Here is a 26346-nt window from a genome sequence, read left to right as displayed (position 1 = left end):
TTCGCTGTTGCCCCTGCCGTGTCCCAGACTCACCTCTTTGCCCTCCCTGCCGACGAGCCCACCGCCGCGCCCGCGGACCGCGTCACGTTGTTTGCCGACGTGGTGCTGCCCCTGCCGCTGCCCAAGCTCTATACCTACCGCGTGCCTTTCGAGCTGAACGACCAGGTCGTCATCGGGGGGCGGGTGCTGGTGCAGTTCGGGGCGAAAAAGACGCTGAGCTGCATCGTGGCGGCGGTGCACGAGACGCCGCCCAAGGATTACCAGGCCAAGTACATTCTGGAATTCATCGACGATGCGCCGGTGGTGACGCAGCCCCAGCTGAAGCTGTTTCGCTGGATTGCCGATTATTACCTGTGCACCCTGGGCGAGGTCATCAACGCGGCCCTGCCCTCGGCGCTCAAGCTCAGCTCCGAATCACGCGTGCAGCTGCACCCGCAGTACCTTTCCGAAGGCACGCCCTACCCGCTCACCGAGCAGGAACAGCGCATCGTGGCCGCGCTGGGTACCGAGGACGGCAAAGCGCTGACGTTTTCCGAGGTTGGGGAAATCCTGGAAATCAACTCCTTCCACAAGGTCATCAAGAGCCTGATTCAGAAGGACGTTATTTTCCTCTTCGAGCACATTGCCGACAAGTACGCGCCCAAGGTGGTGAAGAAAGTACGCCTGGCCCACCACTTCGTGGCCGAAGCGGCGCTGGAAGGCCTATTTGAGCAGCTGGCCGCCAAGCCCAAGCAGCTCGACGTGCTCATGCGCTACATCCAGCGCGTGCCGGTGTACCAAAACGAGCACCTTAACCACAGCGGCATCGAGAAGGCCGCGCTGACCAGCAGTCCGCACCTCTCTCCTTCCGCCGTCAACACGCTCATCAAAAACGGCGTGTTGGAGCAGTTCGACCAGATTGTGTCGCGCTTTCCGCTCGATGAAAACGACCGGAACCAGATGCCTTTCGCCCTGAGCGAAGCCCAAACCACGGCCCGCGACCAAATCATGGACTCGTTTGGGCAGAAGGACATCACGCTGCTGCACGGCGTGACGGGCGCCGGCAAAACGGAAATCTACATCGACCTGATCCGCTCGGCCCTGGAAGGCGGCGGGCAGGTACTGTACCTGCTGCCCGAAATTGCCCTCACCGCCCAGATTGTGACCCGCCTGATGCGCGTGTTCGGCTCGCGCCTGGGCGTGTACCACAGCAAGTTTTCCGACAACGAGCGGGTGGAAGTGTGGAACGGCGTACTGTCGGGCCGCTTCCAGGTAGTCGTGGGCGTGCGCTCGGCCGTGTTCCTGCCCTTCGACAACCTCTCGCTCATCATCGTCGACGAGGAGCACGAATCGAGCTACAAGCAGTACGACCCGGCCCCGCGCTACAACGCCCGCGAAGTGGCCCTAATGATGGGCACGTTTCAGGGCGCCAAGGTGCTGCTGGGCTCGGCCACGCCCTCCGTCGAAACCTATTACCAGTGCCGCGCCGGCCGCTGGGGCTTGGTGTCCTTGACCAAGCGCTTCGGCGAGGCCGGTCTGCCCGACATCGAGCTGATTGACACCCGCCGCAACGCCGCTCAGGGCCAGAAAAAGCCTACCCACCACTTCACCCCCGAACTAACGGCCGCCATCGAAGGCAAGCTCAGCCAGGGCGAGCAGGTAATTCTGTTCCAGAACCGCCGCGGCTACTCGCCATTCATCAGCTGCCTCGATTGCGGCTGGATTCCGAAGTGCAAAAGCTGCGCGGTGAGCCTGAGCTACCACAAGCACGCCCACGAGCTGCGCTGCCACTACTGCGGCCACCACGACCAGATGCCGCGCGAGTGCCCGGCCTGCGGCTCCCGGGCTATCAAGGCCATTGGCTTCGGCACCGAGCGCATCGAGGACGACCTGAAGCTGATGCTGCCCGAGGCCCAGGTGCAGCGCATGGACCTGGACACGACCCGCGCTAAAAATGCTTACCAGCAGATCATCAGCGACTTTGAGCAGCAGCGCACCAACGTGCTGGTGGGCACGCAGATGGTGACCAAGGGCCTGGATTTCGGCAACGTGAGCTTGGTGGGTATCATCAATGCCGACAGTATCATTCACTACCCCGATTTCCGGGCGCACGAGCGAGCCTACCAGATGTTTGTGCAGGTGAGCGGGCGGGCCGGCCGCAAAGGCAAGAAGGGCAAGGTCATCATCCAGACCGGCGACCCGCAGCAGCAGATTTTCGAGAAGGTGATGCGTAACGACTACGTGGCCTTCTACGAGTACGAAATTGCCCAGCGCCGCGAGCATATGTACCCGCCGTTTGCCCGCGTCATCAAGCTCACGGTGAAGCACGTGGAGGAGCGCGTAGCCCTCGACGCAGCCGTGCGCCTGACCCAGGAGCTGGTCGACCGCCTCGGCCGCGACGCCGTGCTGGGCCCCGAAGCGCCCTACATCTTCCGCATCCGGAATTTCTACTTGCAGGAAATTACCATCAAGCTCAGCCGGGAGCATACCGTGCTCAAGCACGCCAAAGCGCAGATTTTGGAGTCGTTGAACCTGATGCGCGATGACAAGGACTTCCGCCAGGCCCGTTTCGTGGCCGACGTGGACCCGATGTAACTGCTTCGTCGCGAGCAAACTGAACTCCCCCGGGCTGGTCGACTTGACTTAGCCCGGGGGAGTTTTGCATTAAAAAACCTGCAACTTAACTAGGAATTTTCTGGGCTTTCGGTGGCAGCATCCCCCTTTTATGTGATATAAACTTTAATCTGAGCATGGTTTGACGTGCAATATTTCATTCTATATTGCCGCCAAGTTTTGGTAACTCTACCAGCTAAAATTGACTTAACGGCTTTTTCATTCCTCTTTTCCTTCCCTTTCCAACCACATCCAATGCGTAAGTTTTCCTCCCTTTTCGCCACCGCTCTGGCCATTGTTACCCTCGCTTCGTGCAGCAAGGAAAGCTACACGTTCCGCAACTCGGCTCCTTACGGCGCCACCTACACCGCCGCAGTAAAGGCTGAGCCCGTAACCGAAACCGCCGCGCCCGCTACCGAAGCCGCTGCTCCCGCCGCCGACCTGACGGCTTCGACGGCCGCCGCCCCGGTGGCTGCCAAGCGCCACACGGCCCGCACCTACGCCGCCCACACGCAAGCCGCTAAGGCTTCGTCGGTAGCCGAAACCAAAGCCGCTCCGACCCGCGCCGAAATCAAAGAAGCCAAGGCTACGCTGAAGGCCATGCACAAGGCCGCTAAGAAAGCCAACGCCGCTTCGCCGATGGCTTCGGGCAAAAGCCAGCTGACCGCTGCCCTGCTCTGCTTCTTCCTGGGCGGCCTGGGCGTGCACCGCTTCTACCTGGGCTACACCGGCCGCGGCATCCTCTACATTGCCCTGGCTGTGACCAGCTTCCTGATCATCCCCGCCATTGCCCTGTTCGTGCTGGTGATTATCGACTTCGTGCGCATCCTGACGGGTGGCCTGCAGCCGAAGAACGGCAGCTACGCCAAGACGCTCTAAGTTGCCCCGCGCAACAGCAAAAAGCCCCGGCTGCACTGGCAGCCGGGGCTTTTTTAGTTAAGGGCGTCGGGCCGTTTATACCTGCTCCAGCAACCAGAGCACCAGCAGCACAATGCCGATGATGATGGCAATGGTGCCGAGCACGCCGAAGATAGCGTTGATGCCCGAGAACAGGGCCAGAATCAGACCGATGGCCAGCAGAATGATGCCCAAACGCAGATGGCTCTGCGCTTGCACCTGCTCGGCGGAAGCGGCATTCTGGTGTTTTTTCAGCTGGGTTTTAGCGGCCATTTTCTCGGCCTTGTGCAGCATTTTCTTCACCAGTACCTGCTGCGCAAAGCTGGGCTTGGTAACCGGCTTGGCAGCCACGGTAGCGGCCTTAGCGGCCGGTGCGGGAGCGGCGGGCTCGGCTACTGGCGCGGCCACCACGGCGGCCGGGGCGACGGGTTGCTCGGCGGCGGGTTCAGCCACGGCTACGGGCTGGGGCGCCGGGGCCACGCGCGCGGCCGTGTGGGTTTCGTGGTAGGGGCTGGTTTTGGGCAGCATGGCGTAGTCGCCGCGGCCGCAGCCGGTGAGAGCCAAGGCAACCAGCGCGGCGCTGGCAAGCTGGCCGAACAGGTGGGCAAAGTGCTTCATCTGGAAAAAGGAAAGAGGTGAAAGAAAGGCGCTGTCAGCAGTGCTACGGCCGCAAATTATACACGGACGAACGAAACCGCTCGCGGGCGGCGTTGGCAGGCCATACGGCACCGGCGCGGCCAGGGTTAATCCTGGGCCGCGAACGTACTCGGTACGTGCGCTGTTAGCCCAATGCCGCTTTCTTTGCACTTACCTATGCTCATTCCGTTCCGATTTCGCCTGCCAGTGGCTTTGCTGGCTCCCGCCCTGGCTTGGTCGTGCACCCAAACGCCCATTGCGGAAAGCAGCGCGGGCCTAGCCGCGCAGCGCCGCCTCGGCGCCGCCCCTGACACCGCCGGCTACCAGCGCAAAGCTCCCCAGGACCCCAATGGCATCGGTAAGTACTACATGGGCCGGCAGATTGCCCACGTGATGGGCCACGAGGCCGCGCCCTGGCTGGAACGCTCCGACCGCCAGCAGCAGGAAGGCACCGACGTGCTGCTGCGCAACCTGCACCTGAAGCCCACCGACGTGGTAGCTGACCTTGGCGCCGGCACCGGCTACTTCTCCTTTCGCATGAGCCCGCTGGTTCCCCAAGGAAAGGTGCTGGCCGTCGATATTCAGCCCGAAATGCTGGAAAAAGTGCGCGAGGCCAGCAAAGAACGCGGCATCACCAACGTGGAGCCCGTACTCGGCACCGTGCGCAACCCCAACCTGCCCGCCAGCACCCTCGACTTGGTGCTCATCGTCGACGCTTACCACGAGTTTGACCACCCGCGCGAGATGATGCGTGCCGTGCGCAACTCCCTGAAGCCCGGCGGCCGCGTAGCCCTGGTGGAATACCGCGCCGAAGACCCGAATTTGCCCATCAAGCGCATTCACCGCATGAGTGAGGAGCAGGCCCGCCGCGAGATGGAAGCCGTGGGTCTGAAGTTCGTGGAGAACAACAAGTCCCTGCCGCAGCAGCACCTGCTGATATTCCAGCGGTAACCACGCTCACCTCGATACCAAAGCATCAGCCGTCATTGCGAGGACGAATCAAATCTTCCTCCCGCAGCACAACGCTACAGCTGGCACAGACTTAAAACGCCCCCGCCTGAAACCAAGTGACGCTGGTTTCGGGCGGGGGCGTTTTCGGGTAGCAGGTATTGTAGAGGCGGTGCTCTTGGAGGAAGGATTGGCTACGCCTTCCTGCGGGTGCCGCGCTCCGCTCGCAAGGACGCTGGGGTGAACGGCGGCTGAAGGGACGACCTTTCCGCACTGGGAGCTGGGTGTGATGCCGGCTTCTTGGGCGCTGGCGCGGCATCGTCCGTACGGAGGTTACCTTTGCGCACCATGAATACCCCGCCTGCTGCCGATCCGCGCCAGATTTCCATCCTGGACTACACCTACGCCTTGCCCGCCGAGCGCATTGCTCCGGCGCCCCTGCCCGACCGTGACGGCTCACGCTTGCTCGTGTACCGCAGCGGCGCGCTGGCCGACCACCATTTCCGGGAGCTGCCCGCGCTGCTGCCGCCCGATGCGCTGCTGGTGTTCAACAACACCAAAGTGGTGCGCGCTCGGCTCTACTTGCACAAGCCCACCGGCGGACAGATCGAGCTATTTTGCTTGGAGCCGGTGGCCCCGCACCGCGCCATCGAGCCGGCTATGCAGCAAACCGCGGAGTGCACTTGGCGCTGCCTCGTGGGCAACGGCAAACGCTGGAAAACCGGCCCGGTGCAGGTTAGCTTCAGCACGCCCGACGGGCAGCCGGCCACCCTGGAAGCCGAGCGCGTGGCCGCCGAAGAAGGCAGCTCGCTGATTCGCTTCCGCTGGCAGCCCGCCGAGTTGCCGTTTGCGCAGGTATTGGCCGGCGCGGGCCGGCTGCCGCTGCCGCCCTACCTCGGCCGCGAAGCCACCGGCCAAGACGATGAGCGGTACCAAACCGTGTACGCCGCCCACGACGGCGCCGTGGCCGCCCCCACTGCCGGCCTGCACTTCACCGATGCCGTGCTGGCCGAGCTGGCGGGGCGCGGCATTCAGTCGGCGCAGCTGACCTTGCACGTGGGCGCGGGCACGTTTCAGCCCGTGAAGGCCGAGCGCATGGCTGAGCACCCCATGCACGCCGAGCCCATCAGTGCCACGCGGGCGGTGCTGCAGCAGCTGCTGGCGCATGCGCCGCGGCCCGTCATTGCCGTGGGCACCACCAGCCTGCGCACCCTCGAAAGCCTGTACTGGCTGGGGTGCCAAGTGGCGCGCGGCGGCAGCCTCAGCGGGCAGGTGCAGCAGTGGGAGCCCTACGAAGGGCGGGAGGATGTACCCACCGCCACCGCCCTGCAAGCCTTGCTGACGGAACTAGAGCGCCGCGGCGACGACGCGGCGCAGGCCAGCACCCAACTGCTGATTGCGCCGGGCTACCGCTTCCGCGTGGTGCAGGGCCTCATCACCAACTTCCACCAGCCCGAAAGCACGCTCCTGCTGCTGGTGGCCGCCCTACTCGGCCCCGACTGGCGCCGCGTGTACGACCACGCCCTGCAGCACGACTACCGCTTCCTCAGCTACGGCGACAGTTCGCTGCTGCTGCCGTAGCCGCCCGCACCGGATGAAGTTTTGCTGAATGCGCGCCGCCCCAGCCCCGCCGCGGGCATCCTTCGGACAGGCCGTTCGTAGAAGGCAGGTCACCTAACTCCTGACCTCGACCTCCTATGAAAAAGCTCATGATGCTGCTGGCCGCCGTAGCGCTGACCAGCCTGACGGCCTCGGCCCAAGATACGCCTACCCAAACCGCTCCCTCGCAAACCAAGGCCGGCCGCACCGTAGATGCTACCGCGCACGGCGTAGAAAAGGGCGCCAAGAAAACGGGCCACGTGGTGAAGAGAGGAGCCCAGAAAACCGGCCACGCCGTGAAGAAAGGCGCCAAAAAAGTCGGCAACAAAGCCGAAGACGTAGTGAACTAAGCCTCGTTGCTTGGACAACAAAAAGCCCCGCCGGAGCAATCTGGCGGGGCTTTTTGTTGGTCTTTTCGCCAATTTACTGGCCCACGAAGAACACCGCGTTGCTGAACAAGAGCTTGCCTGCGTGCCAGAAGCCCCGGAACAGCGGGTTGTCGCCGAGGTACACGACTTGGCCGCGGCCCATTTCCTGCACGCCCAGTACCACGGTATCGGAGAGTTTGCGGCGGGCCTGGCTGCCGGTAAAGCCCGCCGCAGCTTGCCCCTTGCGTAATACGCCCACGTTCCAGCTGCCTTCGCCGAGGTACTGGTAATTCAGTGGGCTGCGCACCAGGGCGTAGTACGTCTCGCCATAGCCGAAGGCCAGGGGGTGGGTGTTGTCGAGCTGCACCGGGTACACGCTGCCCTGCACCAGCTCCTGCAGCGACTCCCGTTCGGCGGCGGCGTAGCGGCGCAGCTGCCGGGTCGGGTCGGGCTTGCGGGTGCGGGTGGTATCGGGCGCTTTGGCCTTCAGGGCGAAGTCCTTCTTGCCGGCCAGGTAGCCCATGGCGCCTTCCAGGGCAATGAGGCGGCCGCCGGCGCGCACCCAGGTCTTGAGGTTCTCCAATTGTCGCTCGGGCAGGGCGTCGGCGTAGTTGCCGTCGGGCAGGATGAGCACGTCGAACTTGGTCAGCGGCACGGAGGCGAAGTAATCGGTGCCGAGCACGGTGACGGGGTAGCCCAGCTGCTGCTCGAAGAAGTGCCAGACCTCGCCAAAAGCCGACGGGTCGACGCCGGCGCCGGCCAGCACCGCCACGCTGGGCCGGCCCACGCTGTGCACGTTGCTGGAGCCCAAGTCGGAGCCGGTGGTGGCGAAGCCGGTCTGCACCGCCGTTAGCTCGGCGCCCACCGAATCGGCCAGCTGGCGCACCACCGCGTCGAAGCGGCGGGCCAGGCCCTCGTTGTTGCCGCGGGTAACGATGAGCGCGCCGGGCTGAAACTTGCGCCCGCCGGCTTCAAAGGGCTGGTAGGCCACCCGCACCCGAATCTGCCGCTGCAGCAGCGCCGCCAGCAGGCGGGCGTCGCGTAGGGAGTTCCAGCGGGCAATGTAGGCGTAGGGCGTGTTGGCGGCGGGTTGTGCGTTGTCAGTTGCCAGCCCAGCCGCTTTGGCTTGCGGCTTGCTGCCGGCTGCCCCCTCTTTTCCCGACAACTTACCCGTCAGTGCGTAGCCCTGCAGGCCGTAGGCGTAGGGCAACGACCACGCGGTGATGTCGTAGGTCAGGGAGTCTTCCAGGGCCGACTGCGGCTCGAACAGCACTTTCACCAACGTCGATTTGGGCTGGTACATACTCACCACCACGTCCTGCGGCTGCAGGGTCACGGCTTCGCGCCGGCCGGTGGTGTAGTTGTAGGCGTTGGTTTTTTGCTTCTGCCCCAGGTGGCCGAACTCAATTTGCTGCTGGCGCAAGTACTCTTCCAGGGGCGCCAGCCGCTCGGCCGGGCCGCTCACCACGAAGCTTTTGTACTGCCCGCGCGGCTTCTGGCGGGCATCGGCGTAGTACTGGCCGAATTCCTTCAGCAGCTCGGGCTGGTGGTCGGCGGCGGCGCGGATGGTGGCCCAGCTGGCGGCGTGGTGGTGGGCAATGCGCTGGGCGAGCGTGAGCGTGTCGCCGTCCGATTTGACGTAGCGCACGCCGGCCCGGCCCGAGCCGCCCTGCTCGTAAGTCATGCCGATGGCCCCGTTGAAGGACGGCCAGGTGTCGCCGTAGCTGGGCGCGAAGAGGTCGTAGGTTTCGCGGGTGAAGTACAGCCAGCCGTTCTTGTCGAAGGTTTGCCGGTTGTAGTCGCCGATGCGGTTCTGAAACTTGCGCTGGTAGGCCGTGATGTCCTCGTGGAAGGGCTTGGCCGCGGGCGAGAAGTAGTACGGCGCATCCGGGCTCATCTCGTGGAAATCGGCGTGCACCTGCGGCAGCCACTGGTTGTAGAGGGCAATGCGCTGCTGGCTTTCCCGCTGCGTCTGCCAGGCCCAGTCGCGGTTCAGGTCGAAGAGGTAGTGATTGTAGCGGCCGCCGGGCCACGGCTCACGGTGCTCCCAGCTCAGCGGGGCGGCGTTGGTGGGCGCGGCGGCCACGCGGCCGTACCACTGCACGTACCGCTCGCGGCCGTCCGGGTTCACGCAAGGGTCGATGAGCAGCACCACCTTCTCCAACAGGGCCTGCGCGTCGGCGTTCTGCGGGTTGGCGAAGTCGTAGAGCACCTGCAGCACCGCTTCCGACGACACGGCCTCGTTACCGTGCACGTTGTAGCTAAGCCAGACCACGGCGGGCTGGTCGGCGTCGGGCTGGCCAGTTTCGAGGCCGGTGCGGCGCAGATTGCTGCGGCGGATGTCGTCGAGGCGGCCCAAGTTGCGGGCCGAAGCTACTTGCACGACTTCCAGCGGCCGGCCCTCGTAGGTTTTGCCGTAGGGCTGCACGCGCAGCCGCTCGGGGTAGAGCCGGGCTAGGTAGTCGGCGTAGCGCAGCACATCGGCGTGGTAGGTGAAGCGGCTGCCGAGCGCGTAGCCCAGAAACTGCGCGGGCGTCTGCGGCGCTGCCGTTGACTGGCCTAGGCTGGGAACGGAGAGCAGCAAACCGACGGCTACGGCTTGCAACTGGCGCAGAAAAGGTCGGATCATGAAAAGACCGGGCGCGAAATGAGTGGGAAAGTGGGGAAGGCCAGCGAAAGTACAACAGCGGGCAGCTTCGCCGCGCACACCCGACGCGTACTGCCCGTTGCACCTGCCCGGGCCTGAGCCGGCGGCGAGTTGCTGCCGCCGTAGCCGAGCCAGCCGCACCAAAGCCAAGCCGTGACGGCCGGCTCGGCTATCCGCGACTTACTTCGCCGGCGAAGTCGGGGCGGGCGGGTTTTCGGCGGGTTTTTCCCGAATCTGATACAGCACGCTCTCGGCCACGCCGCGGCCAAACAAGCTCAGGCCGGCGTTGAACACGCCCAGCGCCAAGGTGCCAGCGGCCACCCACTGCATCGTCGGTTCGCCGTTGCGCTTCATCTCGGAGGCCCACTGCACCAAGCAGGTGCCGAACCCAATTACGACCAGCCCGCTCGGGGCAAACAACAACCATTTGGACTTGTGCGTCATCGAGAAACAACCGTAAAGTGGACAATCAGACCCGGCACCCGCGCGGCGCCGGGCTCAGACGTACGGCAAAACCCGCGCGGCCGATGCCCCCGGGCTGCCGGCATTTGCGTTCCTTTGCATCTTCTTCTGCCTTCTCCTGCCGATGTCCGCTACCCTGTTTCAGCAGCTGCTGCACGCCGCTTTTCGCCAAGATGCGCCTGCCCTCCTTCCTTCGGCCGATTTTCAGGCCTACCAGGACTTGCAGCGCGCCCCGGCCCGCGAGCAGGGCTTCCGCTTCGAGCGCGTGCGCCTGCTGGTGGCCATGAGCCTGATGAAAGCCCTGGCCGACCTCGGCGACCATGACGAAAGCCGGCAGGTGCAGCAGGTGCTGCACCGCGCCCTCACGGCCAACAGCATCGAGCAGATTGACGCCGTTATTACCAAGGACGCCAAGCATTTCGAGCGGCTCTACACCGATTTGTACGTCAACGAGGAAGGCGAGCAGTTGCTGCATCTCTTCGAGCGCACCCTCGACGCGGACACCATGCCGGCCATGGACGCCGTCATTCAGGAAGCCTCCGAGCTGGTCGACGACCTGGACTTCGACGCCCCGCACGAAGAAGACGAAGACTAGCGCGCGGTTCGTTCAGCACAAAAAAAGCCGCTCCGGAACTTCCGGAGCGGCTTTTTGCTGTTCAGCTACGTTTGGTTTTAGTACGAGGTATTTTGCGTGAGGGCGGGGTTCACGTTGAGCTCCCGCTGCGGAATGGGCAGCACCAGCCGCGGGCTGTTGCTGGGCACCGTCACGGTACCGCCCGCGCCGGCGTACTCCAGCGGCTGCCCGGTGCGCTTGATGTCGTGCAGGCGGAAGCCCTCAAACGCCAGCTCCAGCTGCCGCTCCCGCCAGATGTCTTCGCGGGAAATCGTCGTTAGCTCGGACGCGCCCGACCGCTCGCGCACGGTGTTCACGTCGTCGAGGGCGCCGGTAGTGTTGCCGGCGGCCAGACGGCCTTCGGCCCGGATCAGGTACATCTCGGCGAGGCGAATCACCGGGATGTTCTGCCCGTAGGCCGTCCACTTGCCCGAGCGCAGCTGGTTGCTGCCGCGCGTCGGTCCGTCGCCCACGTAAATAAGCTTGCGGGTGAAGTTGAACGTGAGCGAGTCGGTGCCGCGGGCGTCGCTGTCTTCGTACTGGTTCACGAGGCCCCCGAGCACGCGGATGTCGCCGCGGCCCAGCTGGCCGATGTTGGCGTAGAGCGTGGCCAAGCCGTTGTTGGCGGTGCCGGCGTTGTTCTGGTCGTTCTGCTGAATCTCAAACAGCGACTCCGAGGAGTTGCGGTTGCGGAACACCGCCACCAGCGTCGGCGAGAGGGCCTTGTTGCTGTTGTTGATGACGTCTTCGGCCTGCGCGGCGGCCAAGGCGTAGCGGTTTTGCTGCAGGTACACGCGCGCCAGCAGTGCTTCGGCGGTGTACTTGGAGGCGCGGGTGCCGTTGTCCTCGGGCAGCAGGCGGATGGCCGCCTCCAGGTCGGTGATGACCTGGGCGTACACGGCCGCCACGGTAGCGCGGGGCAGGTCGGTGTCGGCCTGGGTCAGGGTGCGGTTGGCAGCCAGCGGCAGGGGCACGCCCAGCTCGGTGCCGGCCGTGGCCGAGTTGTACTGCTGGGCGTAGAGGCGTACCAGCTCAAAGAGCATATCCGCCCGGATAAAGCGGGCTTCGCCTTCGTACTGGGCCTTCAGGTCGGGCGTAGCCACCACGGGCAGCGCATCAATCACCAAATTGGCCTGGTTGATATTCTGGTAGGCCAAGCGCCAGGTGCTTTCGGCCAGGCCGTTGAGCGAGTTGGTGGTGCGGTTGAGCAGGTCGCGGTAAGTGGTGAAGGAGCCCTGCCACGAGAGGTAGCCGTTGCCGCCCAGAATTTCCGGAATCAGCAGCAATTGGGTGCCGTAGAGCGAGGGGTCGTCGAGCTTGGCGTAGAGGCCCACGACGGCGCTGCCCACCTTGGCTTCGGAGTCAAGCGCCGTGGCGGCATCGACCGACTGCCGCGGGTCCAGATCAAGTTGCTTTTCGCAGGCAGTCAGGCCCAGCGTGAGGCCCAGCGAGAGGGCCACGGCGGAGCGGAAAAATATCGTTTTCATATCAGTTGAGGCGACAAAAAATTACAGACCCAGGTTCACGCCGATGATGAAGGTTTTGCTCAGCGGGGGCGTGTAGAAGTCGTGGCCGAGCACGTAGTTGGCGCCGCCAAACGTGGCCGTGTTGACTTCCGGGTCGTAGCCGTCGTAGTTGGTGATGGTAAACAGGTTCTGGGCCGACACGTAGATGCGCGCCGAGCTCAGGTAGCCTTTCTTGCTCAGCTCGGCCGGCACGGTGTAGCCCAGCGTGAAGGTCTTGCCGCGGAAGAACGAGCCGCCCGTCACCCAGCGCGACGATACCGCCGTGCCGTTGGCCCCGTAGAGGCGGGCCTGCGGAACGCTGGTGATGTCGCCCGGCTTCTGCCAGCGCTGGAGCTGGTCCACTGTCTGATTGTCGAAGTAGTCCCCGTTCACCGACTGGTACACACCGGCCGTGTTGTAGATGTCGTTGCCGTAGACGAACTGGCCCAGGGCCGTAAAGTCCAGGCCTTTCCACGACACGGAGGTGTTCACACCGCCGGTGTACTTGGGGTTGGGGTTGCCCACCTTCTGCTGCACGGCCTGCGAGGGCAGGTTGGTGGTGCCGCCGTCGGCGGTGTAGTAGAGCGCGTCGCCGTTGGCCGGGTCGACGCCGGCGTACTTACGGCCCCAGAACACGCCGATGGGCTCCCCTTCGCGCACCTGCGCCAGGGTATTGCCGCCGGCAATGATGGGCTCCACCAGGTCGGTAATCTCGTTGCGGTTGAAGGAGATGTTGCCGCCCACGTTCCACTTCACGGCTTTGTCGACGACGAGGCCGTTGAGCGAAATTTCCAGGCCGCGGTTGCGCAGCGAGCCGACGTTTTCAGTGATGACGCTGTAGCCGCCGGTGTAGGGCAGTTGGCGGTTCAGCAGCAGGTCCTTGGTGTTTTTCTGGTACACGTCCACCTCGCCGTTGATGCGGTTGTTGAGGAAGCCAAATTCCACGCCCAAGTCGGTTTGGGTGGTCGTTTCCCAGGTCAGGCTGGGGTTGCCCAGGCTGGTGTTGGGCGTCACGCCGGCTTGGTCGGCGTAGAAGATGGCCGAGTAGAGGCTACGCGAGGAGTAGTTGCCGATTTCGGCGTTACCCGTCACCCCGTACGAGGCGCGCAGCTTCAGGAAGTTCAGCACCTTGTTGTCCTGCAGGAAGCCTTCTTCCGATACCACCCAGCCCAGCGAACCGGCCCCGAAGGTGCCGTAGCGGTTGTCGCTGCCGAAGCGCGAGGACCCGTCGCGGCGCACGCTGCCCGACACGAGGTACTTGTTCTTGAAGGCGTAGTTGAGGCGGCCGAAGAAGGAGATGAACGAGAATTCGCTCAGCGAAGAGCCGCTGCCGGCCGTTTTCACCGCCGCGCTGTTGATTTTGGTAAACTCCGGGTTCGGGAAGCCGCGCCCTTCGGCCGAGGTCTGCTGCGTGGCCGAGCGTTGGAACGAGAAGCCCAGCAGCGCGTCGAAGTTATGGTTGTCGGCCACGGTGCGGTTGTAGGTCACCGTGTTGTTGGTGGTGTAGTTCACCACCTGCACCTGGTTGGAGTAGCCGTAGCCGGTGTTGCCGCCGTCTTGGGTGCCGGCCGCGCGGTACAGGTCCTCGTTCAGGTTCAGGAAGTCGGCGCCGGCCTCGGTGCGCAGCGTCAGGCCCTTGACGGGCTCGTAGCTGAGGAAGGCCGTGCTAAAGGAACGGTAGTTGCCGGCGCGGTTGCGGCCGTTTTCCTGGTCCAGCAGGTTGTTGTAGTACAGCGTGGCCTGGTTCAGCTTGCCGTCCTCGGTGCGAATGGCCTGCAGCGGGGGCAGCGCGTTCAGCTGAATCGGGTTCGAAAACGCGTTGTCTTCCGATACCCGGTCGTTGACGGAGCGCGTCAGCGAGAAGTTCAGCCCCACTTTCACGTTGTCGCGGATGCTGTGGTCCAGGTTCAGGCGAGCCGAGCCGCGGCGGTAGCGGTTGCCGAGGATGATGCCCTTCTGGTCGTTGTAGTTGGCCGAGAGGTAGAAGCGCGTTTTGGCGTCGCCCCCGCTCACGTTGAAGTCGTACTGCGAGATGTGGCCGCGGCGCAGGCCGGCGCCCACCCAGTCGCTGTTGTAGGGCGAGTTGTAGTCGATGCCGGCCTCGGTGGCAAACGCGTCGGCCAGCGTGGGGTACTGCGTGTCGGGGTCGGGGCCGATGTAGCCCGAGTTGTTGAAGGCTTCGCCGAACAGCTCTTTGTACTGGTCGGCGTTCAGAAACTTGCGCTTCTTGGTGGCCGTGCTCGTGCCCACGTAGTAGCCCACGTTCACCTTGGTCAGGCCCTGCCGGCCCTTCTTGGTCGTCACCAGAATCACGCCGTTGGAGGCGCGTGACCCGTAGATGGCCGAAGCCGAGGCATCTTTCAGGATGCTGATGCTCTCGATGTCGTTCGGGTTCAGGTCGGCCAGCGGGTTCAGCGGCTCGGTGTCGGAGCTGGCGTCCTGCGAGGTCACGGGAATGCCGTCAATCACGTACAGCGGCTGGTTGGAGGCCGTCACCGACGAAGAGCCGCGCACCCGGATCTGCAGGCCGGCACCCAGCTTGCCCGAGGTCTGGCTGATGTTGACGCCCGGCGTACGGCCCTGAATGGCCTGCTCGAAGCTCTGCACCGGCACGTTTTCCACCTCTTTGGTGCTGATCTGCGTAACGGAGCCGGTCAGGTCGGCTTTGGCTTGGGTGCCGTAGCCCACGATGACCGTTTCGTTCAGCAGGGTCTGGTCGGCCTGCAGCTTGATGTTCAGCGTGCTTTGGTCGCCCACGGCAACCTGCTGGGTAGCAAAGCCGATGCTGCTGAATACCAGCGTGGCACCCGGCTGCACGGTGAGGCGGAAATTGCCCTCGGCATCGGTGCTAGCGCCGTTGTTGGTGCCGCGTTCGAGCACCGTCACGCCCGGGAGCCCGGTGCCGTCCGCTACGGCCGTAACCCGACCGCTCACAGGGCGCGTCTGGGCTACCACCGCCACCGGCGCCGCAAGGGCCAGGGAAAGCAGTAAGTTCTTTTTCATTGGTGGCTGTTAGGTAGGTGAGTGAGTTGCTAATTTAAAACCTGGAAATCGGCATGCATACTTGTTGCCGAACTGGCAACGTTTGCAGCCATTTCACACCAACTTAGCAGTACTATAACAAACGTTGTGGTGTTTCGACTATCACGCAAGTTTTCTTGCGGTTAGCTCATACCTACGACCTTGATTCTTTACAAAGTCCAACGGCTAAGTTTTTTTTCAAATCCCTCGTCGCACCGGGGCAAGGCGGTACGTGCAGCGCCCGCGCGCGTCGGGCCCGTTTCGTTTCGCCGGGCCGTTGGAATTGGCCCGCGCTCCTGCCTACCTTTACCCAATCCGGGCGCCGGACTTCGGCATTTGGCCGCTCCGCGCCTGCGTGGCCAACATTCGCTTTAATGGCTGAAATTCAATACCTCACCACGCCCGCGGCCATTCAGGACGCTGCGGCCTGGCTGCATACCCAACCCCGCCTGGCCGTCGACCTGGAGTTCGACGATATGCGCCACCATTACGGGCGCAACCTGGCGCTGATTCAGATTTACGACGGGCAGACCGTGTTTCTGCTCGACCCGGTCCCGCTCACCAACCCCGGCGAAGAGTTGGCACCGCTCTGGGCAGTGTTTGGCGACACGGCCGTGGAAAAGGTGTTTCACAGCTGCAAATCCGACATTTTGCTGCTCGACGAGCTGTACAACGTGCGCGTGCGCCGCATCACCGATACGAGTGTGCTGCACACTTTGCTGGCCGAATCGGACAACAACATTTCGCTGGGCCGCCTTATCCAGAGCGAGCTGGGCATCGAAGTCGACAAGGGCGAGCAGAAATCCAACTGGCTGAAGCGGCCGCTGACCGAGGCGCAGAAAATCTACGCCGCCAACGACGTGCTCTACCTGCTGGAGCTGGCCGACCGCCTGCTGGCCAAGCTCGACGCGCTGGGCCGCCTGCACTGGGCCGCCGAGGAAAACCTGGCCCTGGAAGACGTGCGCTACACCCGCGACGAGCGGCCCTACCTGCGCATGGCCAGCAAGTACCGCATCATGCCCCAGGAGCTGCCCCTGTTCCGCGACTTGTACCTGCTGCGCGACAAAGTGGCCCAGGAGCTGGACCGCCCGCCCTACATGGTGTTCAGCAACGACCGGCTCTCGGAGCTGGTGCGCGACACCCCGCGCAGCGCCAGCGACTGGAAAGCCGCCCGCGGCCTGCACCCCGAACTGAAGCGCCCGCCGTTCTTCGACCAGCTGCTCACGTTTTCGCCCGACAACTTCGTGCCGGTGCCCGAGCCGCCCATGCCCGCCGAGGCCCGGCGCTTCCCCTTCCGCCGCCGCCTCAACGGCGACAAAGCCGCCCAGGCCGATGCCCGCGAGCAGTTTTTGATGAACCTGAAAACGGCCGTGTCGCAGGACCTGAATAGCTACGTGGCCAATCTGGTCCTCTCCAACCGCCTCATTGCCGACATCATCGAGGTGGGCGCGGATGCCGCCTTGCGCCCCTGGCAGCAGCAAATCCTGCGCGACGTGACGCACAACCGCGGCCTCGATTACGGCTTTATCGCCCAGCCCTTTCCCTGGGCCACGCAGCGGTAAGGTCGATAGCGAACTTCTGCTGCGCTAGGGTGTGTGGACAGTAACTCAAAAGGGCACTCTAATGCTTTTTAGAACGTCATGCTGAGCCCCGCAAAGCATCTCTACCGGACAACGAAGCGGTAGAGATGCTTCGGCAAGCTCAGCATGACGTTCTTTTTGCTTACTGTCCACAGACCCTAGTGCGCGCCGGCTTACTCCGTAGTCATTGCGAGCGAAGCGCGGCAATCCTTCTTCTAGCAGCACGACGTTGCCACTGGCACAAGCCAAAAAACACCGCCCGAAACCAGCGACACTGGTTTCGGGCGGTGCCGTTTTCAGTTGGTGCGAACGTTGCCGCTTCTGCTACCGGAGGAAAGATTGTTTCGGCTGCGCCTCGCAATGACGACGGGAGGAGTCATCAATTTTCCGGCACCCCAGCTTGCCTGCTTAGTGCCGAAACTGCGCTTCTTCCGTCGAGCCGACTAAGGCGGCGGTGCTGGCTTGGCCGGCCGTTACCACGTGCTGCACAGCATCGAAGTAGCCGGTGCCCACAAAGCTCTGGTGCTTGACGGCCCGGAAGCCGTGCGCTTGCAGGGCAAACTCGCGCTGCTGCAGCTCGGAGTAGCCGGCCATGCCCCGGTCGCGGTAGGCCCGGGCCAGCTCGAACATGCTGGTGTTGAGGGCGTGGAAGCCGGCCAGGGTGATAAACTGAAACTTGTAGCCCAGGGCAGCCAATTCCTCCCGAAAGGTTTCCATCTGCGTCACGCTGAGCTTGGCGGCCCAGTTGAACGACGGGGAGCAATTGTACGCCAGCAGTTTGCCGGGAAACTGCGCGTGAATGGCGGCGGCAAACTGCCGGGCCTGCTCCAGGTCGGGGTGCGACGTTTCCATCCACAGCAGGTCGGCAAAGGGGGCGTAGGCCAAGCCGCGGGCAATGCAGGCCTCTACCCCGCAGCGCACGCGGTAGAAGCCTTCGGGCGTGCGCTCAGCCTCTTGCAGCACGAAGGGCTGGTCGCGCGGGTCCACGTCGGCGGTCAGCAGGTCGGCCGCGTCGGCGTCGGTACGGGCCACCAGCAGCGTGGGCACGCCCAGCACGTCGGCAGCAAGGCGGGCGGCCACCAGCTTCTGCACGGCCTCCTGGGTGGGCACGAGCACCTTGCCGCCCAGGTGCCCGCACTTTTTGGCCGAGGACAGCTGGTCTTCGAAGTGCACGCCGGCGGCCCCGGCCTCAATCATCATTTTCATCAACTCGAAGGCGTTGAGGTTGCCGCCGAAGCCGGCTTCCGCATCGGCCACGATGGGCGCCAGCCAGTGCACGCGGGCTTCGCCGTCCTTGGCTTCGAGGTGCTGAATCTGGTCGGCGCGCAGCAGGGCGTTGTTGATGCGGCGCACCACGGCGGGCACCGAGTCGGCGGGGTACAGGCTCTGGTCGGGGTACATCTGCCCGGCCCCGTTGGCATCGGCCGCTACCTGCCAGCCCGAAAGGTAAATGGCTTGCAAGCCCGCCTGCACCTCTTGCACGGCTTGGTTGCCGGTGAGGGCGCCGAGGCCCGCTACGTACTCCTCGGTGTGCAGCAGCTGCCAGAGTCGCTCGGCGCCCTGCCGGGCCAGCGAGTATTCGATTTGCACGGAGCCCTGCAGCTTCACTACGTCCTCGGGCGAGTAGGGGCGCTGAATGCCGGCCCAGCGCGGGTTGGTTTGCCAGTCGTGGGCCAGGGCGGCGGTACGTTCGGTGCGGGTCATGGTAGTTGGTGTTTGGGTTGTGGAAAAGGGACAGATTGGGCAAAGGCGTGGCTACCGAGGCTTTTTCTGAGCATCGGAGCGGAATTCAGAAATGCGGGGAATAGCGCGAAGCCGAGTTGCGCGCATCGTTGCCCGGATACGGTCGAACGACCATCGTCACAACGGCAGCGACGACTCACCTAGCAGAGCTTCGCGCGCGCCAAGGGCTGACTTTAGGGCAGCAGCTCGTAGGCCGGCAGCGTGAGGAAATCGGCGCATTCGTCGGTCAGCACGAGCTGATCGAGCAGCTGCAGGGCGGGGCGGTACAAGTCGGTGTAGTGCTCCTCCCCTACTTCGCGCCGCAGCTTGGCCACCACTTCTTCCAGCAGCGCGCGGTACAGCTCCGGCACTACGGGGCGGCCGTCGGCCAGCTGGGTGCCCGGAGTGTGCAGCCACTGCCAGAGCTGCACCCGAGAAATTTCGGCGGTGGCCGCATCTTCCATTAAGTGGTAGAGCGGCACGCAGCCGTTACCGCCTAGCCAGGCGCCGAGGTAGCGCAGCGCCACGTCAATATTCTGGCGCAATCCGGCTTCGGTGATGGCGCCGGCGGGTGCCTGCAGCAATTCAGCGGCGGTAGGCAGCGGCTCAGGGCGGCGCGGCTTACTGATCTGGTTGGGCGCGGGCATCAACTCGTCGAATACCTCGCGGGCAATGGGCACCAGCGCAGGGTGGGCCACCCAAGTGCCGTCGTGGCCGAGCTGGGCCTCGCGCAGCTTGTCGAGGCGGACTTTGTCGAGGGCAATGGCGTTGGCGGCCGGGTTGTCGCGGATGGGAATTTGCGCGGCCATGCCGCCCATGGCGTGCACCCCGCGGCGGTGGCAGCAGTCGATGACCAGGCGCACGTAGGCGGCCATGTTGAGCACAGTCATGGTAACTTGGCTGCGGTCGGGCAGGCGGTATTCGGGGCGGGCGCCCAGGGTTTTGATGTAGGAAAAGATGTAGTCCCAGCGGCCGCAGTTGAGCCCGGCCGAGTGCTGGCGCAGTTCCCAGAGGATTTCGTGGGTTTCGAAGACGGCCGGCAGCGTCTCGATGAGCACCGTGGCTTTGATGGTGCCTTTGGGAATCTTCAGCGCCCACTGCGCCAGCTCAAACACCTCGTTCCACAGCCGAGCTTCCTGGTGGCTTTCCAGCTTGGGCAGGTAGAAATAAGGGCCGGTGCCGCGGGCCAGCAGCTCGTGGGCGTTGTGGAAGAAGTACAGCCCGAAATCAACCAGCGCCCCGCTGACTTCCTCGCCGTCCACGAGCAGGTGCTTTTCATTGAGGTGCCAGCCGCGGGGGCGCACCAGCAGCGTGGCGGGGCGCTCGGTGAGGCGGTAGGTTTTCTGCGGCGTGTCCAGCGAAATGCTGCCGCGCACGGCGTCGCGCAGGTTGAGCTGGCCTTGCACCACGTTGTCCCAGGTCGGGGCCAAGGAATCCTCGCAATCGGCCATAAACGTCTGCGCCCCGGAGTTCAGGGCATTGATGACCATTTTTCGCTCGGTCGGGCCGGTGATTTCCACGCGCCGGTCCTGCAGGTCGGCGGGCACGGGCGCCACCTGCCACTCCGACTCGCGCAGCTGAGCCGTTTCGGGTAGAAAATCGGGTAAGCGGCCGGCGGCGAAATCAGCCCGGCGCTGCTGGCGCCGCTGCAACAAGGCTTGGCGCTGCGCCTCGAAGTGCCGGTGCAGTTCCGCTATAAAAGACAGCGCCGAGGGCGTGAGGATGTCGGCGTACGCCTCGGTATAGGGCCCGAGCACCTTCACGCGTTCGGGGCAGCGGTAGCCCGTTTTGGTGTTAAGCTGCGGTTGGTCAATGGTTTCCATTGGTGTTTTGGAGTTGGTGAAGCGGAAATCGGAATGTGGACCAAACATACATCAGCGAATAATTTTAAACAAGCGAATTTTCGCTAAATTTAAATTATTAGCTGTTTGATGGAATTTCACAACCGCTGGCTGATTATGCTTTTCTTTGTTCTCGGCCCGTACATGGCCGTTTTTCTCCCATCTTCTTCCTCTCTTCATTTCCGGTATGCTCACTCACGCTCAGGTTGTGCGCCTGATTTTCGGCCTGAAGCTGCGGCAGCTGCGGCAAGAGCGCGGCCTCACGCCCGGCGCTTTGGCGCAGGCCGCGGACGTATCGGGTTCCTACCTGAATGAGATTGAGAAGGGCAAGAAGTACCCCAAGGCCGACAAGATTCTGGTGTTTGCGCGGGTGCTGGGCGTGAGCTACGACGAGCTGATTTCGCTGAACCTGGGCAAGCGGCTGGCCCCGATTTCGGAACTGCTGCAATCGGATGTGCTGCGGGAGTTTCCGCTGGAGCTGTTCGGCCTCGACCCGGCCCGGCTTGTGGAGCTGATTTCGGACGCACCCACCCGGGTCATGGCCTTTATCAGCACGCTCTGGGAACTGGCCCGCAACTACGAGATGCGCCAGGAGCACTTTTACCTGGCCGCGCTGCGCTCCTACCAGGAGATGCACGACAACTATTTCGACGACCTGGAAGACGCGGTGCGCAGCTGCGTGGCCCGCTTCCGCCTGCATACCGACGCGCCCTTCGATTTGCACCAGCTCGAGGACCTGCTCGGCACCGAGTACCATTACCTCATCGACCGGCACGAACTAGGCACGCGGCCTGAACTGGCTGGGCTGCGCTCGGTGCTGCAGCCCGCGGCCCGGCGCCTGCTGCTGCGGCCGGGCCTCACGCGGGCGCAGGAGGCTTTTATTTTGGGGCGCGAGGTGGCTTTCAACTACCTCGGGCTGAAGGACCGGCCCTACACCAACGTGCCGGCCGTTACGCCGGGCTCGTTTGAGCAGGTGCTGAATCATTTCCGGGCTTCCTACTTCGCGGTGGCCCTGTTGATGGAGGAAAGCCAGCTGGTGGCCGATTTGCAGGCATTTTTCTCGTACCCGCGCTGGAACGCGGCCCTGCTGCTGGGCTTGCTCACGCGCTACGAGGTGACGCCCGAAATGCTCTTGCAGCGCGTAACCAACCTGCTGGCCCGGCACTTCGGCATCGGCAGCCTGTTTTTCCTGCGCTTCGACCAAGACGCCAGCGGCGCCTTTCAGCTGACCAAGGAGTTGCACCTCTCGCGCCTGCACAACCCGCACGCCAACGAGCTACAGGAGCACTATTGCCGCCGCTGGGTGAGCCTCTGGCTGCTGGAGCAGGCTCGGCTGGCGGGCAGCCCCGGCCTGCGCGTAGCCGCTCAACGCTCCCGCTACTGGCAAACGCCCGACGAGTACCTCTGCCTTACCGTGGCCCGCTTCGATGCCAACGGACACGGCAGCAGCGTGACGGTGGGCCTGCCCGTCGACGACAACCTACGGCAGAAAGTGAAGTTCTTGGACGACGAGAGTATCCCGGTGCGCTGGGTGAATGAAACCTGCGAGCGGTGCTCCATTCCCGACTGCGAAGTGCGCGCCGCGCCGCCGGTAGTCATCGAGCGGCTGGCCCGGCGGCAGGAGCTGGCCGCGGCCGTGCAGCAGCTGATTCAGGGACAGTAGCTAGGGTTATTGAAACGGAAATGATTGTCGAATGCGCTGTTTGAGCGTGTCCGGCAATTCGTTTGCGTACCGCGCCAGGGCGCGTTCCAGCACTGCGCGTTGCGCTTGCCGTTCGGCAGCCGTAGGGGAAGCGGAGAAATAAAGCGGAAGCGGCGTCGGAAACGGCAGCAGCGTGAGCTTGTGCCGACCATTTATGAAGTAGTGCGTGGGCGTATGGCTGCCGAGACGCCGCAGCGCAATCAGCCCTACGTTGCGGGAATCAGCGGCCACGACTCGGAAACAATAGTTGCCCCAACTGTTGACAAGCCGCTTGGCAAGCGCGGCGTCCGCAGCGGCTCGTTAGCAGCAGGGCAGCGTCATTGCGCCGTATCTTCGTAGCTCCACCACCCGCGTAGCTGCCTTGTCCGTCTCCCCTCCTGCTTCGCGTAGCCGCTGGCCGCGCATTCTTCTCGTTGTCCTGCTGACCGTGCTTGTACTGGGTGGAATCGGGCTGTACGCGGCGTGGCGGGTGCTGTGGAAGCCCAATGTAGCAGAGTCGCCCTACGGCCCGGCTTACCTGTTTATTCGCACCGGTGGGCGCTACCAGGACGTGCTCGATTCGCTGCAGCGGCACGAGCTGCTGCTGGAGCCTGGGTCTTTCCGCTGGCTGGCCGAGCGGCGCGGCTATCCGCAGCAAGTGCGCCCCGGCCGCTACCGCCTCGATTTTAACCTGGGCAACGACGCGCTGCTCGACCGGCTGATGCGCGGCGAGCAGGACACGGTGGAGTTCGTGCTCGACGCCTTCAAGTACAAGCCCCAGCTGGCCCGGCAGATGCAGCGGCAGCTGGAGGCCGACTCGACTTCCTTGCGCCGCCTGCTGAACTGGCCCGATTACCTGCGCCAGCGCTACCAGACCGACACGACGGCCGTACTGACGCTGTTCATTCCTGGTCGTTACCGGCTGCTGTGGAACACCTCCGCCCGGCAGTTCGCCGATAGCATGGCCGCCCAGCACCGGCGGTTCTGGACGGCGGAGCGCCGCCGCCGGGCCGATTCGCTGCGCCTCAGCCCGACCGAGGTGCACGTGCTGGCCAGCATCGTGCAGCGCGAAACGGCCAAGAAAGAAGACAAGCCGCTGATTGCGGGGGTGTACCTGAACCGCTTGCGCCGCGGCATGAAGCTGCAGGCCGACCCCACCCTGCTCTGGGCCATTGGCAACTTCGGGGTGCGGCGGGTGCTTAACAAGGACAAGCTCGTCGACTCGCCCTACAACACCTACAAGCACAAGGGCCTGCCGCCCGGGCCCATCACCTCGGCCAACCGCCAGAGCCTGGACGCGGTGCTCAAGCCTGCGGCGCACGATTACCTGTTTTTCTGCGCCCGGGCCGGCGGCAGCGGCTACTCCGATTTCGCCGCCACTTTCGCCGAGCACAAGCAGAACGCCCGGCGCTACCAGCACTGGCTCGACAGCCTAAACATCAAGCGGTAACGGATTCGACGACCGGGCGCACCGGCGCCGCCGTGCCTTGGCGCATTTTGCGCTTCAGCCAAGCGCGCACGGGCTCGTCGTAGAGCTTGAGGGCGGCGTAGGCCAGCAACAGAGCCACGGCCAACAGGGCGGCGGCCACGGGCAGGGCCTGCAACGGCGTGGGCTTGGTCGTGGCTACCCAGCCGATGTAGAGGTAAATCAGCGGGTAGTGCGTGATGTATAGCGGATACGATAAATCGGCCAGCACGCGGCACACCCGGGCCCCGGCGCCGCTTACCCGCCCGCCCGCTCCCATGGCCACAATTAGCGGAAAGGCTAAGATGATGCAGGCTGCTTCGTAAAGGCCGTTGTTGGGGAAATACGGCAGGCAGAAGAGCCCCGTCAGCAACGAGGCGCTGAGGGGAAACGCGCCCGGAATGCGGATGAGCCGGCCGGAGCGAAACAGCAGCAGCCCGGCGAAAAACGGGTACATCATGCGCACCACGGCAAACCAGAAGGTTTGGTGGCTCCAGCCGGTGGCCACGTCGCCGCGCCGGGTGGCGGCCACGGTGAGCACCGCCGCGCTGAGCAGCACCAGGGCCCAGAGGGCGGGCCGATTCAGCTTGCGTCCGACCAGCGCGTAGAACAGATTGGCCAGGTACTCCTGCAGCAACGACCAGAGCGGGCCGTTGAGGGAGTGCGTTTCGCCCCAGCCGCGCAAATCAGGGGAAGGCAGCAGGGTGAGCGTGAGCAGGGCCACCCCGAGCAACTTCGCGAAGCTCACGTGCTGGGCGGCGGGCATAAATGGGTCGAACCAGAAGCCGAGGGCGCCGATGACCACGCTCAGCAAAATGAGCGGGTGCAAGCGCACGAGCCGGATGGTGAAAAACTCACCGACGCGCATGCGGCCCCACCGGTCGTCGTAGGCGTAGCCCACCACGAAGCCCGAGAGCAGGAAGAAGAAGTCGACGGCCAGGTAGCCGTGGTGCACGGGGTGCAGGGCGTAACTGGGCTGGTGTGCCTCAAACAAGTGAAAGACGACGACCAGCACCGCGGCAACGCCGCGCAGGCCGTCGAGGATGGGAAAATGCGGTTTCATACGAGCGACGGAGTGCCGGAAAAGGACCTCGGTCCGGCCGCCAACCGGCCCCGGCCCGAAGCGGCAAGCTACCGCCGGGCGTTTTGCGAGAACAGCGCAACAAATACCCGGTTCCGCATTTTTTGGGATGGCGCGCTAGGGCAGTCGGAGCAGCCGCAGCTGCACCGTGTCTTGCGCGGCCTGCCGCTGCCGCTGCAAGGTGGCCTGGTAGCCGAGGCCAGTGAATTCCGAGTGCTCCAGGTACAGCAGCGGCGAGGTCAGCACGGATTCGGGCCAGGCAGCCACGGCGGGCCGGCGGCGCAGCGAGTCGAAGGCCAGCACGCCGGCCACGCGGTAGTAGTCATCGAGCAGCACGTAGCGCCCGCCGCGCCGCCGAAAAGCCTCCAGCTCGGCGCGAGTTTTGACCACTTCCACGGCCACGCCCCGGGCCTGGGCCGCCGGCAACAGCGCCGGCCCCACAGTGGTAGCTACGCGCCGGATGCCGTGCTGCTGCAGCCACTGCGCCACTTGCGGGTAGTGGGTGGGCAGGCGGGCGTAGAGGTGCTGCCGCAGCTGCGCGGCGTTGTAGCCCACCACGAGCAGCAGCCCTAGCAGCGCCGCGGGCCGGGCCCAGCGCCGGAGCAGCAGCACCAGCAGTGCGTACATGGGCAGGTAGCCGAAGAGCAGGCCGCGGGGCGCTTTGACCAGCAGCGACATGCCGGCCAGCGTGCAGGCCGCCCACACCAGCAAGTACGCGGCCACGGGCAGGGGCCGGCGGCGCAGCCCGCCGCCAAACCACACCAGCGCGGCCGCCAGCGCCGGCAGCAGCGGGGCTTCGAAGTCGAGCAGGTAGCGGAGGTAGTAGGTAAAATCGACTTGGACAGTGCCCTGCCGTCCGGCCGCGTTGGCCGCCGCCGGAAACATGACCACGTAATACACCGCCGGCCAGCGGTACAGCGGCACGCCCGACACCAGCCAGGCCAACGCGCCCAGCAGCACAAACGGCGCGGCCAGCAGCAGCAGCACCCGCCACCAGTTGCCGGCACGCCAGCTCAGTCCGTCGGCCTGCAGCCCCTCTAACACCGCCAGAATGGGCACGGTGAGCAGAAACTTGTAGTTGACGCTCAGCCCCAGGGCCAGCACCGCGGCCGTGCGCAGCACGTTGCGCCGCGTAGGCTGCTGCAGCCGCTGCCAGTGCGCGCGCAGTAACAGACTCAGCAGCAGCAGGCTCAAAGAACTCATGGTGAAGTCGCGGCCCGAAAAGGTCAGGAACACCGACGAGCCGGCCGCCAGCGTTAGCAGCGCCGTTTCGGGGCCGGGCAGGCGGGCGGCGCGGGCTACCCAGTCGGCAAACAGGCCCAGCGCCGCCACGGCCAGCAGGGCGTTGAGCACCAAGAAGACGCGGTAATCGGTGGTCAGAGCCGCAACCGGGGCGTAGAGCAGGTAAAACGTCGGGCTGCCGTGGTGAAACAGGTGCGTCAGGTCGAAGCGGGCCACTTCCTGCACGATCTGCCAGTTGCGCACCGAGTCGTAATCCGGCAGGGCGGCGGCGGGCAGGCGCCACAGCCGCAGCCCGGCCACCACCAGCAGCGCGGGCAACAGCCAGCGCCGCCGCGCCGCGGAGGCGTCGGCGGGCAGCGGGGGCTCGGACAGAACGGGGAGCAACGACACGGCGGCGGGAACTGAGGAATTGAGGGACAGGCCGAAACGCCAATCCGCCCGGAACG

Annotated in this window: 19 protein-coding genes; 9 read left to right on the top strand and 10 right to left on the bottom strand. The window is 64.5% G+C overall.

Annotated elements, in window-relative coordinates; genetic code table 11:
* The first annotated feature begins 18 nt into the window (after positions 1-18).
* Together priA and LJ737_RS08765 are read left to right on the top strand one after the other, a co-directional pair.
* Entirely contained in the window at positions 19-2574 is a 2556-nt protein-coding gene (priA, locus tag LJ737_RS08770; RefSeq protein WP_227764756.1) for a replication restart helicase PriA, read from the top strand.
* 273 nt (positions 2575-2847) lie between these two features.
* A complete protein-coding gene (locus LJ737_RS08765) occupies positions 2848-3471 on the top strand; it encodes a TM2 domain-containing protein (protein ID WP_227764755.1) in 624 nt (207 codons plus the stop codon).
* 75 nt (positions 3472-3546) lie between these two features.
* On the opposite strand, the gene LJ737_RS08760 is transcribed toward LJ737_RS08765, so the two are convergent.
* Entirely contained in the window at positions 3547-4107 is a 561-nt protein-coding gene (locus tag LJ737_RS08760; RefSeq protein WP_227764753.1) for a hypothetical protein, read from the bottom strand.
* Between the two features lie 195 nt (positions 4108-4302).
* Between LJ737_RS08760 and LJ737_RS08755 the strand changes: the two genes are divergently transcribed.
* The 3 genes from LJ737_RS08755 to LJ737_RS08745 all read left to right on the top strand — a co-directional run bounded on the left by LJ737_RS08755 (position 4303) and on the right by LJ737_RS08745 (position 7022).
* Positions 4303-5076: a class I SAM-dependent methyltransferase gene (locus LJ737_RS08755; protein ID WP_227764751.1), complete on the top strand. Its 774-nt coding sequence runs from the start codon at positions 4303-4305 to the stop codon at positions 5074-5076.
* 345 nt (positions 5077-5421) lie between these two features.
* Complete coding sequence (locus tag LJ737_RS08750; protein ID WP_227764749.1) at positions 5422-6654, top strand: S-adenosylmethionine:tRNA ribosyltransferase-isomerase; 1233 nt, start codon at positions 5422-5424, stop codon at positions 6652-6654.
* Positions 6655-6770: 116 nt separating this feature from the next.
* Positions 6771-7022: a hypothetical protein gene (locus tag LJ737_RS08745; protein WP_227764747.1), complete on the top strand. Its 252-nt coding sequence runs from the start codon at positions 6771-6773 to the stop codon at positions 7020-7022.
* 73 nt (positions 7023-7095) lie between these two features.
* Here the strand turns inward: LJ737_RS08745 and LJ737_RS08740 are convergent, their stop codons facing one another.
* Both LJ737_RS08740 and LJ737_RS08735 read right to left on the bottom strand, forming a co-directional pair.
* Positions 7096-9669, bottom strand: a complete 2574-nt coding sequence (locus LJ737_RS08740) for a M14 family metallopeptidase (RefSeq protein ID WP_227764744.1) — start codon at positions 9667-9669, stop codon at positions 7096-7098.
* 198 nt (positions 9670-9867) lie between these two features.
* On the bottom strand, positions 9868-10131 hold the full coding sequence (locus LJ737_RS08735) for a hypothetical protein (RefSeq protein ID WP_227764741.1): 264 nt from the start codon (positions 10129-10131) through the stop codon (positions 9868-9870).
* Between the two features lie 142 nt (positions 10132-10273).
* Between LJ737_RS08735 and LJ737_RS08730 the strand changes: the two genes are divergently transcribed.
* Positions 10274-10744, top strand: a complete 471-nt coding sequence (locus LJ737_RS08730) for a hypothetical protein (RefSeq protein WP_227764739.1) — start codon at positions 10274-10276, stop codon at positions 10742-10744.
* A 77-nt stretch (positions 10745-10821) separates the two neighbouring features.
* On the opposite strand, the gene LJ737_RS08725 is transcribed toward LJ737_RS08730, so the two are convergent.
* Both LJ737_RS08725 and LJ737_RS08720 read right to left on the bottom strand, forming a co-directional pair.
* Positions 10822-12249: a RagB/SusD family nutrient uptake outer membrane protein gene (locus tag LJ737_RS08725; RefSeq protein ID WP_227764737.1), complete on the bottom strand. Its 1428-nt coding sequence runs from the start codon at positions 12247-12249 to the stop codon at positions 10822-10824.
* A 21-nt stretch (positions 12250-12270) separates the two neighbouring features.
* Positions 12271-15270 carry a SusC/RagA family TonB-linked outer membrane protein gene (locus tag LJ737_RS08720; protein ID WP_227764735.1) on the bottom strand — a complete coding sequence of 1000 codons (3000 nt, stop codon included), beginning with the start codon at positions 15268-15270 and terminating at the stop codon, positions 12271-12273.
* 392 nt (positions 15271-15662) lie between these two features.
* Here LJ737_RS08720 and LJ737_RS08715 point away from each other — a divergent pair, with 392 nt between their 5' ends.
* Positions 15663-16850, top strand: coding sequence for a ribonuclease D (locus tag LJ737_RS08715; RefSeq protein WP_227764733.1), 1188 nt, complete (start codon positions 15663-15665; stop codon positions 16848-16850).
* Positions 16851-17276: 426 nt separating this feature from the next.
* On the opposite strand, the gene aceA is transcribed toward LJ737_RS08715, so the two are convergent.
* Positions 17277-18572 carry an isocitrate lyase gene (gene aceA / locus LJ737_RS08710; RefSeq protein WP_227764731.1) on the bottom strand — a complete coding sequence of 432 codons (1296 nt, stop codon included), beginning with the start codon at positions 18570-18572 and terminating at the stop codon, positions 17277-17279.
* A 212-nt stretch (positions 18573-18784) separates the two neighbouring features.
* Positions 18785-20413, bottom strand: a complete 1629-nt coding sequence (gene aceB / locus LJ737_RS08705) for a malate synthase A (protein ID WP_227764729.1) — start codon at positions 20411-20413, stop codon at positions 18785-18787.
* Between the two features lie 205 nt (positions 20414-20618).
* Here aceB and LJ737_RS08700 point away from each other — a divergent pair, with 205 nt between their 5' ends.
* Positions 20619-22094, top strand: a complete 1476-nt coding sequence (locus tag LJ737_RS08700; protein WP_227764727.1) for a helix-turn-helix domain-containing protein — start codon at positions 20619-20621, stop codon at positions 22092-22094.
* A gap of 6 nt (positions 22095-22100) precedes the next feature.
* On the opposite strand, the gene LJ737_RS08695 is transcribed toward LJ737_RS08700, so the two are convergent.
* Positions 22101-22364 (bottom strand): hypothetical protein, encoded by a 264-nt coding sequence (locus LJ737_RS08695; protein WP_227764725.1) that lies wholly within the window; start codon positions 22362-22364, stop codon positions 22101-22103.
* 130 nt (positions 22365-22494) lie between these two features.
* Between LJ737_RS08695 and mltG the strand changes: the two genes are divergently transcribed.
* Complete coding sequence (mltG, locus tag LJ737_RS08690; RefSeq protein WP_227764723.1) at positions 22495-23562, top strand: endolytic transglycosylase MltG; 1068 nt, start codon at positions 22495-22497, stop codon at positions 23560-23562.
* Here mltG and LJ737_RS08685 read toward each other — a convergent pair.
* Complete coding sequence (locus LJ737_RS08685) at positions 23552-24640, bottom strand: acyltransferase family protein (RefSeq protein ID WP_227764720.1); 1089 nt, start codon at positions 24638-24640, stop codon at positions 23552-23554. The genes mltG and LJ737_RS08685 overlap by 11 nt on opposite strands.
* Before the next feature lie 135 nt (positions 24641-24775).
* The gene (locus tag LJ737_RS08680) at positions 24776-26290 is read right to left on the bottom strand and encodes a hypothetical protein (protein ID WP_227764718.1); all 1515 of its coding nucleotides are present in this window, start codon (positions 26288-26290) and stop codon (positions 24776-24778) included.
* Positions 26291-26346: the final 56 nt, after the last annotated feature.

The organism is Hymenobacter sp. 15J16-1T3B, from assembly GCF_020711235.1.
Lineage (GTDB): Bacteria > Bacteroidota > Bacteroidia > Cytophagales > Hymenobacteraceae > Solirubrum.
Note: the sequence above shows the minus strand (reverse complement) of the source record. Positions and strands in the feature narration are given on the sequence as shown.